Below are 17,742 nucleotides of genomic sequence, written 5' to 3' on the forward strand. Positions count from 1 at the left end.
TACATAAGCCAGAAGCCACTTGTCATTCACGGAAAACACAAAATGTAAGATGAACCCGGTTTTTATAAGGTATTGGTTCGGTCCATTGCCTTAACTGTGCAAATACACCACGTCGACAGACCGCCACCAATGTAATGCCCACAAACAAAATAACAATGAACAGCCCGAGATGGTGTTTAGCAAACTGAATGAGCTTCTCAGACAATTCACACTTGTTGGCACTTTTTGACTTAGTATCATGAACCTTTTCTTCGGCGACCGAAGCGCTCGCAACCGTCTCTCCGGTCATGGAACACGACGATACAAAGCCGGAGTTTTGCATCAGGCACACGACAATGACCCAGCCAATGATAGCCAGGAGCCACTTCGCCTGCTTCTGCGGCGCGCGATGTCGTGAACCCAATAAGATCATAAAAAATCGAATGAAAGAAGAAACGCTGAGAATAATACGCGAGTCGGGTGAAAGCTCAAGTCAAACCGAATCAGCTCTATATACGATGAGATAAATCTCAACTTTGCATTGGCTGCATCGACCACAGAGTGATCCGGTTTGACTACAGAACGCCGACATCCGTATCACTTAGTGAAGTGAGTCAGATATGTCCTTTTAGTATCAACCTTTACCTAACGTTCTCGTTCTGTAAGGTTTCGCGTTCTTTTCGATAAACTGAAAAATTAAATCTGCGACATCTTTTTTTGTTGCCGTTTCAATGCCTTCAAGTCCTGGTGAAGAGTTAACTTCCATCACAACAGGCCCGCGTTCCGCTCTTAGAATATCGACACCACACACTTTAAGCCCCATCACTTTAGCCGCAGCGATCGCAGTAGCACGTTCTTCTTTAGACAGTTTGACTAACGTTGCCGAGCCACCCCGGTGTAGATTTGAACGAAACTCACCTTCTGCGCCTTGTCGTTTCATCGCGGCGACAACCCTCTCACCGATAACGAAACAGCGAATATCAGCGCCACCCGCTTCTTTGATAAATTCTTGTATCAGGATATCGGCTTTTAGCCCCATGAATGCTTCAACGATAGCCTCTGCAGATTTTGCGGTATCCGCTAATACAACGCCAATACCTTGTGTCCCCTCTAAAAGTTTAATCACACATGGGGCACCACCAACATTTCGGATTAAATCTTTCACATTGTCTGGTCGGTTAGCAAACCCTGTACGTGGCAATCCAATACCCTTTCTTGAGAGAAGCTGCATAGAGCGTAATTTATCTCGTGAACGACTGATAGCGACGGATTCATTGACACTAAAACTACCCGTCATCTCAAACTGCCTGACTACTGATGTTCCGTAGAACGAAATGCTCGCACCAATTCGTGGAATAATCGCGTCGTAATGCGGTAATTGCTCACCTTTGAACCTCACTGCAGGTTTGCTGCTGGTGATATCCATGTAGCAGTGTAACGTATCAATAACGTCTACTTCATGGCCGCGAGCCTCACCTGCCTCTTTTAATCTGCGCGTGGAGTAAAGGTTCTTATTCCTTGATAAAATAGCGATTTTCACTTTTACATCCTTCTTCTTGTAGAAATTGATGATTTAAAGTCGACTCCAATAAACCTATGGTTAAACACCTTTTGAACTTTCCAAGACTGTGTACAATCAGCATAACCGACGTACAAATTTAAAAGGTTATATAAACAATAGCCTACCCAGCGCTTCCCTACTCGCTTTGTCCTGTGCTCAGGGCGATTCACATACATGACACGAACATTTTTAATACATTAGTTTGCATAGAAAATACTACTTAACTATTATGCATCGTAACGCGACTGTTGCATATTCGTGTGCTTGTTGTGCTTCCCTAACCATGGAGATGGATTATGAACATAGTAAGGTCTAGGTATGGCGTCGCTTTATTGACGTTAATATTAACAGCGTGTGGGGGCAGTGACGGCGATACAAGTGCAAGGTCGCAAGAAGTAAGTGGCAATGTCACCGCTCCCGGTGGCGAAGTTGCGATGCTTAAGCATCAATCCGTTATAGAAAGTGTATTTAACGGAGTGTTCCCTTCTGTATATGCGGGCATAACCGGCTTACAGCCCGTCACTGGAGCATTGGTTGAGCTCATCAGAATCGATAATGACGGTAATCAGGTTGGTGACGTAATCGCAACCACAACGACTTCCATCTCGGGCGATTACACCATTACCGTGCCAGCAGGCGTTTCGCTAGGCGGTAATTTAGTCGTGAGAATATCCGGTGACAACGATATCGATTTAAGATCCCAAGTGGTTGAAGAGTCCGTCGATATATCTCCAATGTCAGAGTTCGTACTACGAAAATTTATCCAATCGGATAGCTCACTAAACGATCTTACTAACTCGTCAGTGGTTAAGTTAAAGGGACAAGTCGAAGAGTTTAATTTGGCGAGTCGGATTGACATGTCGAGTATGCTTACTGCTTTAGAAAACGAGGTTGGAGAATTCGTAGACAAAGAAATTGCTTCTATCAATGCGACGCCTTCTTCCGCTGTTCAAATCTCGGGCGAATACCGACTAATAGATATGGCCATAGGTTTGCATGACGGTGACTTCGGAACCTATGCTTTAGACATGTTTTATTCTTCAGTCGCTCTTACTGGTGAGAGTGACGGAAGCGTTGAGGTCGAGTTGACGGACAATGAAGGGGCTTGGGGCTATGTGCATGGTAATGATGCATCTGCTTACTATGAGTCCGTGTATTATACCGAATCTGAAGAGGATGAAACCGTCGCCGCCACTTATGATTCTGGCAAGATTTTAACTATCGAAGCCGATTTCGAAGAAGAAATTGATGGAGATTCGGGCTGGCGTTCTCCACCACAAATCATAAAATTTCAAAAAGTAAAAGACAGTAATGTCGCGTTTAGCCTGAGTACGTACAACAGTGCACGTTACGCAACCATTGATACCAATGGTGATGGGACAAACGATGCTCTGGATCCAGATGCTCAAAGTGGTATTGAGGTGGGAAGAGGGTTATTACTGATGGCAGATCAACCTACCAATATGTCGTCCCCCGACCTAACTGGGGATTTTGGGCGGGTTTACTTCGGTTCTCGTTTTATCAATACCGGTTTTGTTGAAGTTGAGACCGAGACTAACGTCTTGGCTTTTTCAGGCAATGCCACGGTTGATGTTGCTGCGACAACTCAGCAGCATGTCTCTCGCTCCGGCGGTTATTCTACTCAAGAGTATGGCGCGGAGCCCGGTCTAAGTATTGTGACTGTTTCCAGTGGGGATATTGTCTCAGTCGATGGAGATTCTGTTGATGGTTTTGTTAACGCAGATTATAACTTTTTAGTCTTCTATCATGCCGACGGCCTTGATGGGTCAGATATGGAAATTGATACCACTTTAGCGGTTAAACTCCCATCAGAAACCCCGGTATTAACTGGCAGAACTTATCGCCTCATCTTTGCTAACTCGGCAATGCTAAGCGATACAGCATTTGAGCTATCACATTCAGGCTTTACGACTACGTTAGACTTTACCTCTGAATCTTCAGCCACCGTAAATGGCGCTATCGCAACAATCGATTTGCCTTCTTTTGGCGCCCCGCTAGAGTCCAGTAAAGAATCGGTAAGCCTAACTGCAAATACGTCGGTTGCTTCAAATGGTGCGGCTATGATTTCGGTCACTGATGGTGACGGGACGTTCAGTATGACAGGGTATTTTAATGAATCCGCAAGTCTGGGGGTTTTTACCACAGCCTCAGCGAATACCAACTCAGATCCGGATGGTTTGGGCTTAGCGGTGTTAGTGGAAATCGACTAAAACAAACCTTATTGATACATGTATAAGTGTTGATGCAACACAATGTCCGCGCCTTGCGGACATTGCACCCACGTTGTTATTCTCTTAGACATAACGCCTGTTAACTCAGCAGTGACGACTTAAATCAGTATTGAACTGCGGTTTGATTCCTACCATTATGCTTTGCTTGATACAGTGCATCGTCAGCATTTTTAAGCACCGCGTTGATTGGCTCATTCGTTCCATCCCAACGGGAAATGCCAACCGAAATCGTTACATTTCCAACGGTGTCAAATTCGTGAGATTCAATCGATTTTCTTACTCGCTCTGCGACCATAAATGCCTGATCCAGATCGGTTTTGGTCAAAAAGACAATAAACTCTTCCCCGCCAGAGCGACACACGACGTCACCCTTTCTCGCTTGATCCTGAATCAAACTCGCAACACTCTTTAATAACGCATCTCCTGCATCATGGCCGAAGGTATCATTGACATTTTTAAAGTAATCAACATCCAGAGCCAGAACGGAAAATGGCGTATTTTGCTCACGCAGACTTTCTACCGCCTTGTCTAATCCTCTACGATTCAATAACCCCGTCATCGCATCCGTTAAGGTGTCCAGATGAAGCTGATCAATGGTGTTAGATACAATATTCATTGCACTCAGAAAACTGCGTTTCAGATAACTCGCTTCAAAATACCATGGCTTAATCTGTGTAAAGTCGTTGTCACTCGAAGTATGGTTCTCGAAGTTTTTTACTGCACTGGCTAACTGCCACAATGGCTTGGATATAAAAACGGAAGATACCCAAATAAGCAACAGTGTGAGCGCGCCAATAGGCAGTGTCTCAAGAAACACGGTCCACATTTGGTCATCGAGTACGGATAAGGTGAGATTTTTAGGCTTCTGTGCAACGATCCCCCACCCGGATTGATTTACTGGCGCATAACCGGCGAGCATTTCGATTCCCTGAGAATTTACAATGTCCTGCTGTCCTTTTTGGCCCTCAACAACCGCATTGATCGCATCATTGTTGACGATTTTCTGTCCGATTCTGCGTTTATCTGGATGGTAAATCAGCGTGTGATTTTGGTCGACAACATACAGATAAGACCCATCTTTGTAGCTATGTTGTCCCAATAAAGTCTTCAGTATGTTTTTTTGTTCAAGATAGATGGTGCCCGTAACATAGCCCAGATATTCGCCACTTTCAGAGAAAATAGGATATGACATACTGGTTAGATAGTTCCCTGCCGGAGAGACGAACGGGTCTGTAATTTTTGGCGCTTGCGAGTTCAGAGATTGCAAGAAACGCTTACCGCTTAGACGCATGCCTTTAATTTGCAGCGTTTCTGGAGAAACAGAAACGATCACCCCTTCGGCATTGACGATGAGCACAGAGTTAAAGTAATCGGTTTGGGTTCTTAAGCGATTAACTTCTTCTTCCAGGACATCAGGATCAGCCATTTTCGTACGGAGGGTATTTGCGCTGTATTCAAGCTGAGACATTGCAGAATCAATAAAAGCATCCGTCATTTCCGCCATTTTCTCAGCGTAAACACGGTTGGACTCCATTGTATTGCTGATAATCAGATTATGTTGCACTCGATAAATAGAGTAAAAAGCGTTAAGTAATGTGACTACAACGCTGAACACACATAGGATCAGGATTAACTTTCTTAAATTCAATTTGTCCCACATCTGCCAACTCTCAACCACGCTTTTTAATACTGTTTTGGGTAATCTAAACGTTCAAGGCAAGCACTGCAACTGATAAACACAAAAGAATCAATACCTTAATTTTTGTAATGAATACTCAAACGAGTGAATATGCTTAGAAAAGGTTAGCGCTGACCAGATTTATTCATGCAATTGCTCATAGCGACTAAACTCACTTTAGAATTATTAATCTTCCATGACTATGTAATTTCCGGTCTGTTATTTGCTTTTCTTCTTATTACTGTCATGAGTTAGATGCATGCTTATGCAATAAATAAAGAATAAAACTAATCAAAACAGGAACATCAATTCTCGCCGGTTTTTTCTTTGAATATCTAAAGTTGCTGCTAGGGATAAAAGTGAAGTACGGCCGGGAAATGGGTTCAAAAGCAAGAGGATGGATCCCCGCTATGAGTAAATTAACCGAAGGGTACGACAGTGGAGAGTACTTTGACGAGCTGATCGACAGCGCAGGTAAATACAGAGACTCTTCATGCAGACTGCTGAGCTATATTGATAGCTTACCCCCAGAAGAGCTTGATAAACGTAAGCTGGCGGCGGAAGCTACAATTCAGGAAATGGGTATCAGCTTTACTGTCTATACCGAAGAAGGCAATATCGACCGCGCTTGGCCGTTTGATATTATTCCCAGAACAATAGATGCAAAAGACTGGGAAGCTGCAGAAAAAGGACTAAAGCAGCGACTGACTGCATTAAACCGTTTTATCGACGATCTTTACCACGACCAGAACTGTATTAAAGACGGCATTATCCCTGCTCATATCATTAAAGAATCGAAAAATTTTCGTCCTGAGTGTGTCGGTGTCTCGCCCCCTTTTGGTGTGTGGGCGCATATATGTGGCACCGATTTGGTGCGTGCCGATGACGGACAGTTTTACGTACTGGAAGATAACCTCCGTGTCCCTTCAGGCGTTTCTTATATGTTGGAAAACCGAGCCGTCACGAAAAGGGTGCTACCAGAGCTGTTTGAAAACGACAATATCAGAAAAGTGGACTCCTACCCTTCTCAGCTTCTGGATACGCTACAAGCGCTCTCACCAAGAGATATCCCGCGACCAGAAATCGTCGTTTTAACCCCTGGCATCTACAATTCAGCCTATTTTGAACACGCTTTTCTCGCCCAGCAGATGGGCGCAGAGTTAGTCGAAGGCGGAGACCTCTATGTAGGCAAAGACGACTGCGTCTATATGAAAACCATCTACGGCCCTGAACGCGTGGATGTGATCTATCGCCGCATCGACGACATGTTTTTAGATCCTGAAGCATTCGACCCAGACTCCATGCTTGGTGTTCCCGGACTGATGCGAGCATGGAAGCAAGGCAACGTTGCGCTAGCGAACGCACCAGGCGCAGGTGTCGCAGATGATAAAGTGGTGTACGCCTATGTGCCGCAACTTATCAAATACTATCTGGATGAAGAGCCTATCCTGCCTAATGTCGAAACCTTCTTATGTGAAGATAAAGATGACAGAGAATACGTGCTGAAAAACTTAGATAAGCTCGTAGTAAAACCTGCCAATGAATCTGGCGGCTATGGCATGTTAGTCGGCCCTCATTCCAGCAAAAAAGAACAGGACGTGTTCGCCGAACTTATTAAGAACAACCCTCGCAACTATATCGCCCAACCGACTCTTAAGCTATCCACTGCGCCGACACTGATAGAAAAAGGAAAACTGGAGCCGAGACACTTGGATCTACGTCCGTTTATCCTTCAAAGCAAGAAAACCTATGTGACCGCTGGTGGCCTTACCCGGGTCGCGATGAAAAAAGGCTCTCTGGTGGTGAATTCCTCTCAGGGTGGTGGCAGTAAAGATACCTGGATCGTAAAAACAGAAGGAGATAAGTGATGCTATCAAGAGTTGCTGAACGACTGTTCTGGAGTGCCCGTTACCTGGAACGCGTTGAAAATATTGTCCGTCTGATCAGTGTTTACGATGAGCTATTGTTTGATTTACCAAAGGATGTACGTATTTCATGGTACAACCTGATAGAGATAAGCGGCAGTGCGCAGGAGTTTAATAAAAAGTACAAAGATAAGAACGAAAGAAACGTTGTGCGCTTTCTTCTTGCCAGTGAGGATAACCCATGCTCGATGTTATCTTCACTGAAAATGGTACGTGAAAATATCCGTACCACCCGAGATGTCCTTCCCGAGGAGATGTGGGAGCTGATTAATGAACTGGACATCTATGCTCGCAAGAATCTACAAAAGGGAATAAATCGGGGTGAGCGCTATGACTATCTAAACAATGTGCTTGAAGGCTGCCGAAAGATCATTGGTTTGCTGAGCAACGCCATGAGCCGAGATGCCGCATGGAGCTTTATTATTATGGGACGTTATCTCGAACGAGCGGATATGAATACGCGCATTCTGGATTCCGCCGTCAGCTTAAAGATAAAAGCCCTACCGGAAGAAGAAGTCTTGCTAGAACAGATAATCTGGCCGAAGGTGCTCAAGTCGCAAAGCGCTTATCAGAACTACCTGAGAACCATGCGCTGCGGTATTGATGGCGTCAATACCACAACCTTCTTACTTACTGACGAAGATTTTCCTCGCTCGCAAGCATTCTGTCTGAAGCAGATCAAAAGCGCGGCAATGTATCTGCCACGACACGAAGAGATCATCCTGCACATAGAACAGTTGTTGGATACCACCTACAGCATTGAACACAACGAAAGTATCTGTCAGGCGTTCAGTGACTACCTGAACGATATTCAGTTGGCATTGATTAGCCTGCAAGCAGAGATTGGTGAAACTTGGTTCCACTTTGATCACGGAGAAGCGGCATGACCATACGTGTAGCTATTCAGCACAATACCTCGTATAAGTTCGACCGCGACGTGAAGGTATCACCTCACCTATTGAGGTTGAGACCGGCCCCTCACTCACGTACTCATATCCATGGCTACTCACTTAAAGTAGAGCCGGAAGAACACTTTATTAACTGGCAGCAGGACCCGTTTGGCAACTATCAGGCCAGATTGGTCTTCCCGGAGAAGATGCGCGAACTGAAGTTTGAGGTCGAAGTCATCGCCGATATGACGGTGATTAATCCATTCGACTTCTTTATCGAAGAGTACGCTGAGAACTTTCCGTTCAAATACGACGATCTCCTACAGGAGGAACTTGCACCTTACCTATCGGTGACAGAATCGAGTCAAGAACTCGAAAAATGGCTGGCAGATGTCGATCGCAGCAAAAAGCGCATCGTCGATTTTCTGGTAGAGATAAACAGTAAGTTGGCTGGACAGATTGAGTACGGCATTCGTATGGAACCGGGTGTACAAACCTGTCAGGAAACGCTAACCCTGAAAAAAGGCTCCTGCCGTGATACCTCTTGGTTGCTGGTTCAGATCCTTCGCAGTCTTGGGCTGGCTGCACGCTTTGCTTCTGGTTATCTGGTTCAGTTGACCTCTGATATTAAATCTTTAGACGGGCCATCCGGGCCGGAAGAGGACTTCACTGATCTGCACGCCTGGTGTGAAGTTTATCTGCCTGGTGCAGGCTGGATTGGCCTTGACCCGACCAGCGGTTTGTTTGCCGGAGAAGGACATATTCCCCTTGCCTGTACCGCTGATCCTATCTCGGCCGCCCCTATTACTGGTGCGACCGACGAATGCGAATGTGAATTTGAATACAGCAATACGGTGATTCGAATCCATGAAGACCCGCGAGTAACCAAACCTTACACGGATGATGAGTGGGAAAACATCAAAGCGCTCGGTTGCGCTGTGGACGAGCAGCTGGATGAGATGGACGTGCGCCTGACCATGGGGGGTGAACCAACCTTTGTCTCGATTGATGATATGGACTCGGCGCAATGGAACACCAAAGCGTTAGGTGCGGATAAGCTCAAACTGGCAAAAGATCTGCTCATCAGCCTGAAGGACAAATTCAACACCCACGCACTGTTGCACTACGGTCAAGGTAAGTGGTATCCCGGCGAAGAGTTACCACGTTGGGCGCTAGGCTGCTTTTGGCGTACCGATGGTGAAGCACTGTGGCATGATCCGTCTTTACTGGCACGTGTGGACAAAGATTACCAACATACGATTGAGGATGCCGAGCGTTTCGGGCAGTTGCTTTGTGAACGGTTGGGCATCCATAACCAATATTTGCAACCGGCCTATGAAGACTCGCTTTACTATCTCTGGCTAGAACGTTCCTTGCCAGAGTCAGCGAATCCGAAAAAAGCCAAGCTGAGCGATGATTTGGAAAGACGTCGTCTGGCAAAGCTACTAGGACGAGGCTTAGAAAGCATCAGCGGCTACGTGCTTCCGGTTTCATTTGACGAACAAGGCTGGCAGAGCTCGCTATGGCCAATGCGAAGTGACGTGATCACGCTTATCCCCGGAGACAGTCCAATGGGATACAGGCTTCCGTTGGACTCTCTGCCGCAGGTCAGCGAAGAGGAAATCCCGCCGGAACGTGATCCGTTTGAAGCCAGAGAGGCATTGCCTGTCTATTCGTTAACGGAGAATGTCGCGCAACGTCAGCAATCTCAACAACCTCCTCTCGAAGACAAGGAAAGTAGCAAAAAGACGGTTGATGTTATCCGTACTTCAATTTGTGTCGAGCCGAGAGATGGCCGACTACATCTGTTTCTACCACCAGTGACCCATCTGGAGCATTATGTTGAGCTCATCTATCAAATAGAAGCGACGGCAAGCGCGCTCTCCATTCCGGTTGTCATTGAAGGTTACGAGCCACCGAAAGATTACCGGTTACAGAAATTCCTTATCACACCCGATCCGGGCGTGATCGAGGTGAATATTCACCCTGCAAAAAACTGGCAAGAGTTGGTAGAAAACACCGAAACGCTCTACGAGCAGGCGCACCAATGCCGACTTGGGACAGAGAAGTTTATGCTGGATGGCCGTCATACCGGCACTGGCGGTGGCAACCACATTACGCTTGGCGGCCTCACACCAGCGGACAGCCCTCTATTGAGAAAACCGGATCTGTTGAGAAGTCTGGTCAACTACTGGCAACACCATCCGGGGCTGTCTTACCTCTTCTCCGGCATGTTTATTGGCCCGACAAGTCAGGCACCACGCCCGGATGAAGGAAGAGACGAAGCCCTGTACGAAATGGAGATAGCCTTCCAGAACTTCCCGGATGGACTGGTCGATCAGCCTTGGCTGGCCGACAGACTGATGAGAAACCTTCTCGTGGACGTGACGGGTAACACCCACCGTTCCGAGTTTTGTATCGATAAGTTATATGCGGCAGGTACCAGCAGCGGCAGACAAGGACTACTGGAATTCCGTGGTTTTGAAATGCCACCGCACGCCAGAATGGCATTGGTACAAACACTACTATTGCGCTGTTTAGTTGCACGCTTTTGGAAAGATCCTTACCACAAGCCTTTGATACGTTGGGGAACTACCCTGCACGATAAGTTCATGATGCCCTATTACGTCTGGCAGGATATCAAAGAGGTGGTGGACGATCTTCAACAACACGGGTTCCCGTTTAAATTAGAGTGGCTGGCACCGTTTGAAGAGTTCCGCTTCCCTCATTACGGAAGGCAACAGATAGATGGCATTGAAATCGAACTGCGCTGGGCAATCGAGCCTTGGCATGTTCTCGGTGAGGAAGTCACGCAGACTGGCACCAGCCGCTTTGTCGACTCGTCGGTGGAGCGTCTGCAAGTTCGCCTGACGGGAATGACGGAAAGCCGTTATGTACTAACGTGTAACGGCCGTCGGATACCATTGAGACCGACGGGCAGACAAGGCGAATTCGTGGCAGCCGTGCGATACAGAGCCTGGGCTCCGCCTTCTGCGCTACACCCAACACTGGGAATAGATTCTCCACTGGTGTTCGATTTGATAGACAGCTGGAACGGTGTCTCGATTGGCGGCTGTACGTACCATGTCAGCCATCCCGGGGGAAGAAGCTATGAAACCTTCCCAGTCAACGGAAATGAGGCTGAGGCTCGGAGGGTGAATCGTTTTTGGGATCACGGATTTACTCAGGGAACGTTTAACCCACCACCGGAGTTCAACGCTCTGCGCAAATTCTATGAAAACAAGACTGCGCCGCGCCCAATGGCACCACCCAAAGAGGAAATCTGCCACGAATATCCAAACACTCTGGATCTTCGCAAACGCAGTCGACGTATTGGATGAGATCATCGCGAAAATTGAATCGTATAAACTCTACTCAGCTGGTTGTCTTTTCCGAGTGGTATATACTAGGCAATAACTCACAAGGTAGTAGCAAAAAAATAGTATGAGTCAATTCGTTTCAGACTTCGCTGGGGCGGGAGAAAACCCGCCCTTGATTGGTCCTTATCAGGCATCCAAAAAGGCCTACGATGAGGCGTATGATGACATCAAGCAAACCAGACTACACTGGCTGCCTCTCTTTACGCATTTAGAGAAACTGGAAGATGGTAATCTGGAAGATTTACAAAAGCGTGCTCAGAGAATTCTGAGAGACGACGGTGCGACTTATGATCTTAAAAACGATCCACTTTCGCCTACAGTTTGGTCTCTGGACGTGCTGCCTAATATCATCGCTCAGAGCGAATGGAAAGATACAGAACAAGGTCTGGCACAACGCTCAGAGTTATTTGATCGGATATTAAAAGATATCTATGGCGAACAACGCCTTATCAAAGACGGTGTGATACCGGCAGAGATTATTTTTTCTCACCCTGGCTTTTTACGCCAGTGCTTTGGGATTGACATTCCAGGACTGAAAAACCTTATCTTTCATTCCATCGATTTAGTGCGCGACTCAGACGGCTCTTACGTGGTCATCAGTGACAGAACTCAAGCGCCTTCAGGGGCGGGCTATGCGTTGGAAAACCGAACCGTCATCTCGCGAGTGCTGCCATCCGTATTTCGTCATAGTAATGTGAGACGTCTTTCCAGTTTCTTCCAGACCATGAGAAACACTCTTAACCAACTTGCTGCACATAAAACTGACGAACCTAGAGTTGTTCTTTTAACACCGGGATCATCAAGTAGCACCTATTTTGAACACACCTATTTAGCCAACTATTTAGGATATCCGCTGGTGCAAGCTGGCGATTTAACGGTAAGAGGCGGAAAAGTTTGGCTCAAGTCCCTCTCTGGTTTAACGCCAGTTGATGTCATTCTGCGCCGTACGGACGACAACGACTGTGACCAGTCAGAGCTGCGACCTGACTCTCTTTTTGGTATTCCAGGTCTGTTAGAAGCGGCACGCAGCGGCAATGTGGTATTGGCCAACCCGCTGGGAAGCGCAGTTCTTGAATCTCCGGTACTGATGGCGTTTCTTCCGAAGATATGTGAATACTTGCTGGGTGAGCCTTTAAAACTCCATAGCGTTGATACTTACTGGTGCGGTATTGACGGAACCATAGAGTTTGTTGAACAAAACCTCGAAAACCTGATTATCAAACCTTCATATCGAAAAGCTCGCAGCCAGACAATTTACGGCCACTGCTTATCGGCGGAAGAAAAGATAAAAACGCTGGAGATGATTAAGGCAAATCCAAAACAGTATGTAGCGCAGACTTATATCCCCGGCTCTACGGTGCCTGTCTGTTCCGGCTCAAAAATAAAAAACCGACATAGCCTGTTGAAAGCCTTTACTGTCGCTGACGGTGACCGATACTGCGTGATGCCAGGTGCATTAAGTCGGGTGACTCAATCCGATGACGATTACATCGTTACCAGTTTATCGGGTGCTCGCAGTAAGGATACCTGGGTAACAGCCAACAAGCCTGATCTGACTCATCAGTCCCTGCTAGACGAGCCTGGTTTTCACGTTGCTCAGCACGGAAATGTACCAAGCCGCGTAGTCGAAAACTTCTTCTGGTTTGGACGCTATGCGGAACGCGCTGAGTTAAGCATTCGCCTTATGCGGGTATTATTTAAGCAGCTAAATGGTATCGAAGAGCTCTCACCTCAAGCACGGACGACCCTTTTAAAGGCGATCTCTCTACAGACAAATTGCCTGCCGGGATTTGTTGAGGGGAATGCCGAACTTCTGGAAAATCCAGATACCGAACTGGCCGACTTGGTGGTGAATGGCAAACGAATTGGCAGTATCAAATCCAACTTACTGGCCATGCTTTCTTGCAGTGATAATGTGCGGGATCGCCTGTCTGCCGACACCCGAATAGTACTGAACAAGCTACGTGACCACCTTAACGAGCTGGATAGAGCCTACACCAGTGGCCTGCCTGAAGCGCCAGAAGAATCACTGGATAATTTGATGACCATGCTGTTAGCACTGTCCGGATTGAGCAACGACAGCATGCTTAGAGGAGAAGACTGGATATTTCAGCAGATTGGCCAGCGTACCGAAAGGGCAATTCAGACCGCAAAACTGTTCCAGTCAACGCTAAGTGTCAAGCTAGAAAGTTTGTCACAGCAACAAGTGCTGGAGTCGGTACTCCTCAGCATGGAAGCGCTCATTTCTTTCAGAAGACGCTATCGCACCCGAGCTCGTGTAGCGTTTGGCTTGGATCTGCTAATGGTTGATCCTTCGAACCCGCGCTCATTGGTCTACCAGACCGAAAAGCTGAAAGAGTTTCTGGATATGCTACCGGATAATCATGCCTTTATTCCCGGCGGACTCACCAGCGAAACCAGGCTGATCCTACTGACGCTGAACGACATTCAACTTACGGATCTCGAACAACTCGCTAAGGCGAATCCAAATAACCAAACCAGAGAAGAGTTTGGCGCTCTGATGGATAAGATAATCGTCCAATTAGAACAATTTACTTCACTGATAAGCGACAAGTACTTTGATCACACCGCTGGACCGCAGCAGTTGATAAAACCCAAATGGAAATTGAATGTATGAGATATAAAGTCCAGCATAAAACGACCTACTCCTACAGTTCTCCAGTGACCCTGTGCTACAACATGGCTCACCTGTTGCCGAGGGATACTGAAAATCAGCGCTGCTTTAACCGAAAGATTAGAGTGACACCAAGGCCGTTGTACCAAAACGAAGGACAGGATTATTTTGGTAACGAAACGTTTTACTTCTCTATTCAAGAGCCACATAAGGAACTCACCATTGATGTCACCAGCTTTTTAGAGGTAAAGCCTCACAACTGGGCCGACATCATCGAGAACCATCAGCTTACCTGCGGTGAACTTCGAAGTATCATGGCGAATGCTGAAAGTGCGGACATCAGGTTAGCGCAGGAATTTTGCCTCGACTCACTACAAATCAAACGCTCCGAAAATTTAAGGCAATATGCGCAAGAATTGTTCAGTGACAATCAACCCGTGTTAAAAGCCGCCATGGCATTTACCCATAAAATCTTTACCGAGTTTACTTTTGACCCAACCGCAACCGACGTAACAACGCCAACCGAACAGGTTCTGAGAGAAAAACGTGGCGTATGTCAGGATTATGCCCAACTGGCGATAGGCTGCCTGCGCTCTGTTGGCCTAGCAGCACGTTATATGAGTGGTTATATAGAGACTCTGCCGCCTCCAGGTCAGGAAAAGCTCGTTGGTGCTGATGCTTCTCACGCCTGGTTTGCTATTTTTGTACCGGATCTTGGCTGGGTGGAATTTGACCCGACTAACGACCTCATCGCTAACGATCAACATATTGTTACTGGCTGGGGACGCGACTACGCTGATGTGCCACCCTTGCAGGGAGTCGTGTTTGATGGTGGTGAAACTCACAACCTGAGTGTTTCAGTCGATGTAGCTAGAGTATAAATCTGAAGTTCTTAAAATCAGATTACTCAAACGCTAATTTACCGTAAATGTACGCCAGCTCTGCGACCGTTTTGGCGGAGAATTTTTTCAACAAACTGGCTCGATGTACTTCTACGGTTCTCATCGCAATACACAGTTCATCTGCGATACGGATATTGCGCTTACCTTCGATGATTAAACGTAAAATATCCTTTTCGCGAGGCGTGAGTGACTCATACGCCATCTTTGCTCCAGCCATATCGAAACTTGCTGCCGACTGCATCTGCCCCTGTAAAATGGCTTGCGCCAGTGCATCACCTTTGACGGGTTTTTGGAAGAAGTTCACCGCCCCAGCCTGCAATGCATCTACCGCCATCGGCACATCACCATGACCAGTCAGATAAATCACCGCAAGCGGGCTATTGGCATCGTTAAGTATTTGATGCACTTGCTGACCACGAAGATTGGGCATTCGGCTATCGAGAATGACACAACCCGCCTGATGAATGTCTACCGCACCGAGAAAGGCTTGCCCATCAGCGAAGGTCGTTACACTGAAGTCATGTTCCTCCAACATAAACGCGAGCGAATCACGCACCGATTCATCATCGTCAACGACATAAACAGGTAACTGTTTTTCAGTACTACTCATGAATGCTCCTAGTACAGGTTAGTCTTGATATGGAAACACAAGCTCAACCAAACAACCGTGTGGCGTGGTCGATTGAATAAGAAACTCGCCACCGTGCAATTCCATCACGTCACGACAAATCGCCAAACCTAACCCAAGTCCTTCTTCCTTTGTGCTCACAAACGCTTGAGTAGGGTTTTCTTGCTGTAACCCTGTCCCGTTATCCAATACACGAATGGAAAGCTGATGACCTTGGTAGTCACTGTGCAGGGCAATTTTACCTTGATAACCGGACGAGTGATATTTCTCCTGAAACAAAGCGCAAGCATCAATCGCGTTGTTGATCACATTAACCAAAACCTGTTGAACACCCACGACATCGGCCAAGATGTGGCGAACCTCTCCTTCGCTACTGGTCACAACCGATACATTTTGCTTTTGCAGTCGGAAATGGAGCAACTCAACCGTGTCATCAATTAACGCTTGAATATCACATGGCGCTTTATCAACGCTACGCTTGCGGATCAAAGTTCTTAGACGTTGAATGATCGCGTCGGCTCTCTCTACTTGACCCTGTATCTTATCAAAAACAGGAACAATATCTTCGTAAGGGCGCTTCTTCGCTAAACGCAGCAAACCGCCCTCACTGTAATTTCGAATCGCCGCCAATGGCTGGTTTAATTCATGAGCGAGACTGCTGCCGATTTCTCCGACAATGGCAACTCTCTGCGAATGCTCCAACTGCTCACTTTTCTCTTTCAGCCTCAGCGAAGTCTGCTCCAACGCCTGCTTGCTTTTACTAAAACGATATTCAAGCCAAAAGTGGTAAGCGTTCAACACAATCACAAAAATGAACAGCGCCCACGCCCATTCCTGATGGTTACGCAGCCAACGCAGTGCCTCCTGCCACCAAGGTTGCTGCAGGGGATGCAAATCTAAAGCTTGATAGAGTTTATCAATGCTCAACAAACTCACTGGTGAGGTCCATCCCGATGCGCCAGCAGCAATAATCGCTGGATGTTCTGGCGGCATCGCAAGTAATACCTGAGCGACTTTTTTCGCCACAAGAGAAGAGCCTCGCTCTGTTTTGGCAAATGACCAGTTGGGATAAAGCGGAGTCGACACCGCACAGGAGGAGCGTTCATGCGGCTGTTGATTTAAGACTCTGAAACCGCCTTGTTGTAACAGACCTTCATCTTGCATCTTCTCCAATAAACAGGCGGGCACCACAGCGGCTTCGACATTACCATCACGCAATTGATAGAGGTTGGCGTCAATAGGGAAGCCGAGAAAGCGAACGTCTGCAAAAAAGTCATTCGGGTCAAACCCCATTTCAACTATCTGGTAGCGCAAAGTTAAGTAACCACCAAAAGCTTTTTCCGACACCGCGGCCACTGGCAACCCAGACACCGCTTTTAGTGTTTGATACGGAGAGTTTGCCCGCACCACCAGCGCTGACCCAATGCCATAGTTTGAGTTTTGTGGGGCGCGACTGGTCAAGGTCGCCATCCAGGAAAGCGCGTATTGTCTGCCTAATCGAACCGCTTGTCCGGGATTGGTTACGATGAAATCCATGGTCTGAAATTTCACCGCCTCTCCCATTTCATCTAAGTTCAGAGGATGAAGAACAAAGTGAACTTCAGAAATTTGCTTATTTAACCATTCAATAGTCGGTTGCCACCTCTGCTCCGCATAGAGATGACCACGTATTGCCAAAACACCAACGTCAACTATCTGCTTAACCTCATTCTTCTTTATTTCAGGCTGTTTCACGCCTTGTTGCTCAATTTGTACCGAAGGCGTTGCCTGAACCAAAGAGGAGAACATAGCCAAGAAAAGAATCCAAACCTGACACAACAGCGATGTTTTTTTCATGATGAGGTTGAATATTCCCTAAGCAAATGATGGAACAAGAATAACAGCTACATTCCCTAAACCACATTTGTTTTAG

The 17,742-nt window shown here is 46.8% G+C and carries 11 protein-coding genes; 6 read left to right on the top strand and 5 right to left on the bottom strand.

Translation table 11 applies throughout. The features are described from left to right. Positions 1-22: 22 nt before the first annotated feature. Together L9Q40_RS05670 and rimK are read right to left on the bottom strand one after the other, a co-directional pair. Entirely contained in the window at positions 23-412 is a 390-nt protein-coding gene (locus L9Q40_RS05670; protein ID WP_498792581.1) for a hypothetical protein, read from the bottom strand. Between the two features lie 201 nt (positions 413-613). Then, positions 614-1,519, bottom strand: a complete 906-nt coding sequence (rimK, locus tag L9Q40_RS05675; RefSeq protein WP_020335591.1) for a 30S ribosomal protein S6--L-glutamate ligase — start codon at positions 1,517-1,519, stop codon at positions 614-616. Between the two features lie 317 nt (positions 1,520-1,836). On the opposite strand from rimK, the gene L9Q40_RS05680 reads away from it, so the two are divergent. Continuing rightward, complete coding sequence (locus L9Q40_RS05680) at positions 1,837-3,771, top strand: hypothetical protein (RefSeq protein WP_498792583.1); 1,935 nt, start codon at positions 1,837-1,839, stop codon at positions 3,769-3,771. Between the two features lie 124 nt (positions 3,772-3,895). On the opposite strand, the gene L9Q40_RS05685 is transcribed toward L9Q40_RS05680, so the two are convergent. Beyond that, the gene (locus tag L9Q40_RS05685; RefSeq protein ID WP_498792585.1) at positions 3,896-5,452 is read right to left on the bottom strand and encodes a sensor domain-containing diguanylate cyclase; all 1,557 of its coding nucleotides are present in this window, start codon (positions 5,450-5,452) and stop codon (positions 3,896-3,898) included. 428 nt (positions 5,453-5,880) lie between these two features. Between L9Q40_RS05685 and L9Q40_RS05690 the strand changes: the two genes are divergently transcribed. The 5 genes from L9Q40_RS05690 (at position 5,881) to L9Q40_RS05710 (ending at position 15,181) form a co-directional block, all read left to right on the top strand. Then, the gene (locus L9Q40_RS05690; RefSeq protein WP_498792587.1) at positions 5,881-7,338 is read left to right on the top strand and encodes a circularly permuted type 2 ATP-grasp protein; all 1,458 of its coding nucleotides are present in this window, start codon (positions 5,881-5,883) and stop codon (positions 7,336-7,338) included. Further along, positions 7,338-8,282, top strand: a complete 945-nt coding sequence (locus L9Q40_RS05695) for an alpha-E domain-containing protein (RefSeq protein WP_014232443.1) — start codon at positions 7,338-7,340, stop codon at positions 8,280-8,282. Before L9Q40_RS05690 ends, L9Q40_RS05695 begins: the two co-directional genes overlap by 1 nt. After that, positions 8,279-11,626 carry a transglutaminase family protein gene (locus L9Q40_RS05700; protein WP_498792589.1) on the top strand — a complete coding sequence of 1,116 codons (3,348 nt, stop codon included), beginning with the start codon at positions 8,279-8,281 and terminating at the stop codon, positions 11,624-11,626. Before L9Q40_RS05695 ends, L9Q40_RS05700 begins: the two co-directional genes overlap by 4 nt. Before the next feature lie 103 nt (positions 11,627-11,729). Beyond that, the gene (locus L9Q40_RS05705) at positions 11,730-14,303 is read left to right on the top strand and encodes a circularly permuted type 2 ATP-grasp protein (RefSeq protein WP_498792591.1); all 2,574 of its coding nucleotides are present in this window, start codon (positions 11,730-11,732) and stop codon (positions 14,301-14,303) included. After that, on the top strand, positions 14,300-15,181 hold the full coding sequence (locus tag L9Q40_RS05710) for a transglutaminase family protein (RefSeq protein ID WP_498792593.1): 882 nt from the start codon (positions 14,300-14,302) through the stop codon (positions 15,179-15,181). The genes L9Q40_RS05705 and L9Q40_RS05710 overlap by 4 nt, the downstream gene beginning before the upstream one ends. A gap of 22 nt (positions 15,182-15,203) precedes the next feature. Here the strand turns inward: L9Q40_RS05710 and L9Q40_RS05715 are convergent, their stop codons facing one another. Both L9Q40_RS05715 and L9Q40_RS05720 read right to left on the bottom strand, forming a co-directional pair. After that, complete coding sequence (locus L9Q40_RS05715) at positions 15,204-15,812, bottom strand: response regulator transcription factor (RefSeq protein WP_498792595.1); 609 nt, start codon at positions 15,810-15,812, stop codon at positions 15,204-15,206. 18 nt (positions 15,813-15,830) lie between these two features. Next, positions 15,831-17,666 (bottom strand): sensor histidine kinase, encoded by a 1,836-nt coding sequence (locus L9Q40_RS05720; protein WP_498792597.1) that lies wholly within the window; start codon positions 17,664-17,666, stop codon positions 15,831-15,833. Between the last annotated feature and the right edge of the window lie 76 nt (positions 17,667-17,742).

Origin of the sequence: Allocatenococcus thiocycli (assembly GCF_921292965.1) — a bacterium.
In the GTDB taxonomy this organism is placed as follows: domain Bacteria; phylum Pseudomonadota; class Gammaproteobacteria; order Enterobacterales; family Vibrionaceae; genus Vibrio; species Vibrio natriegens.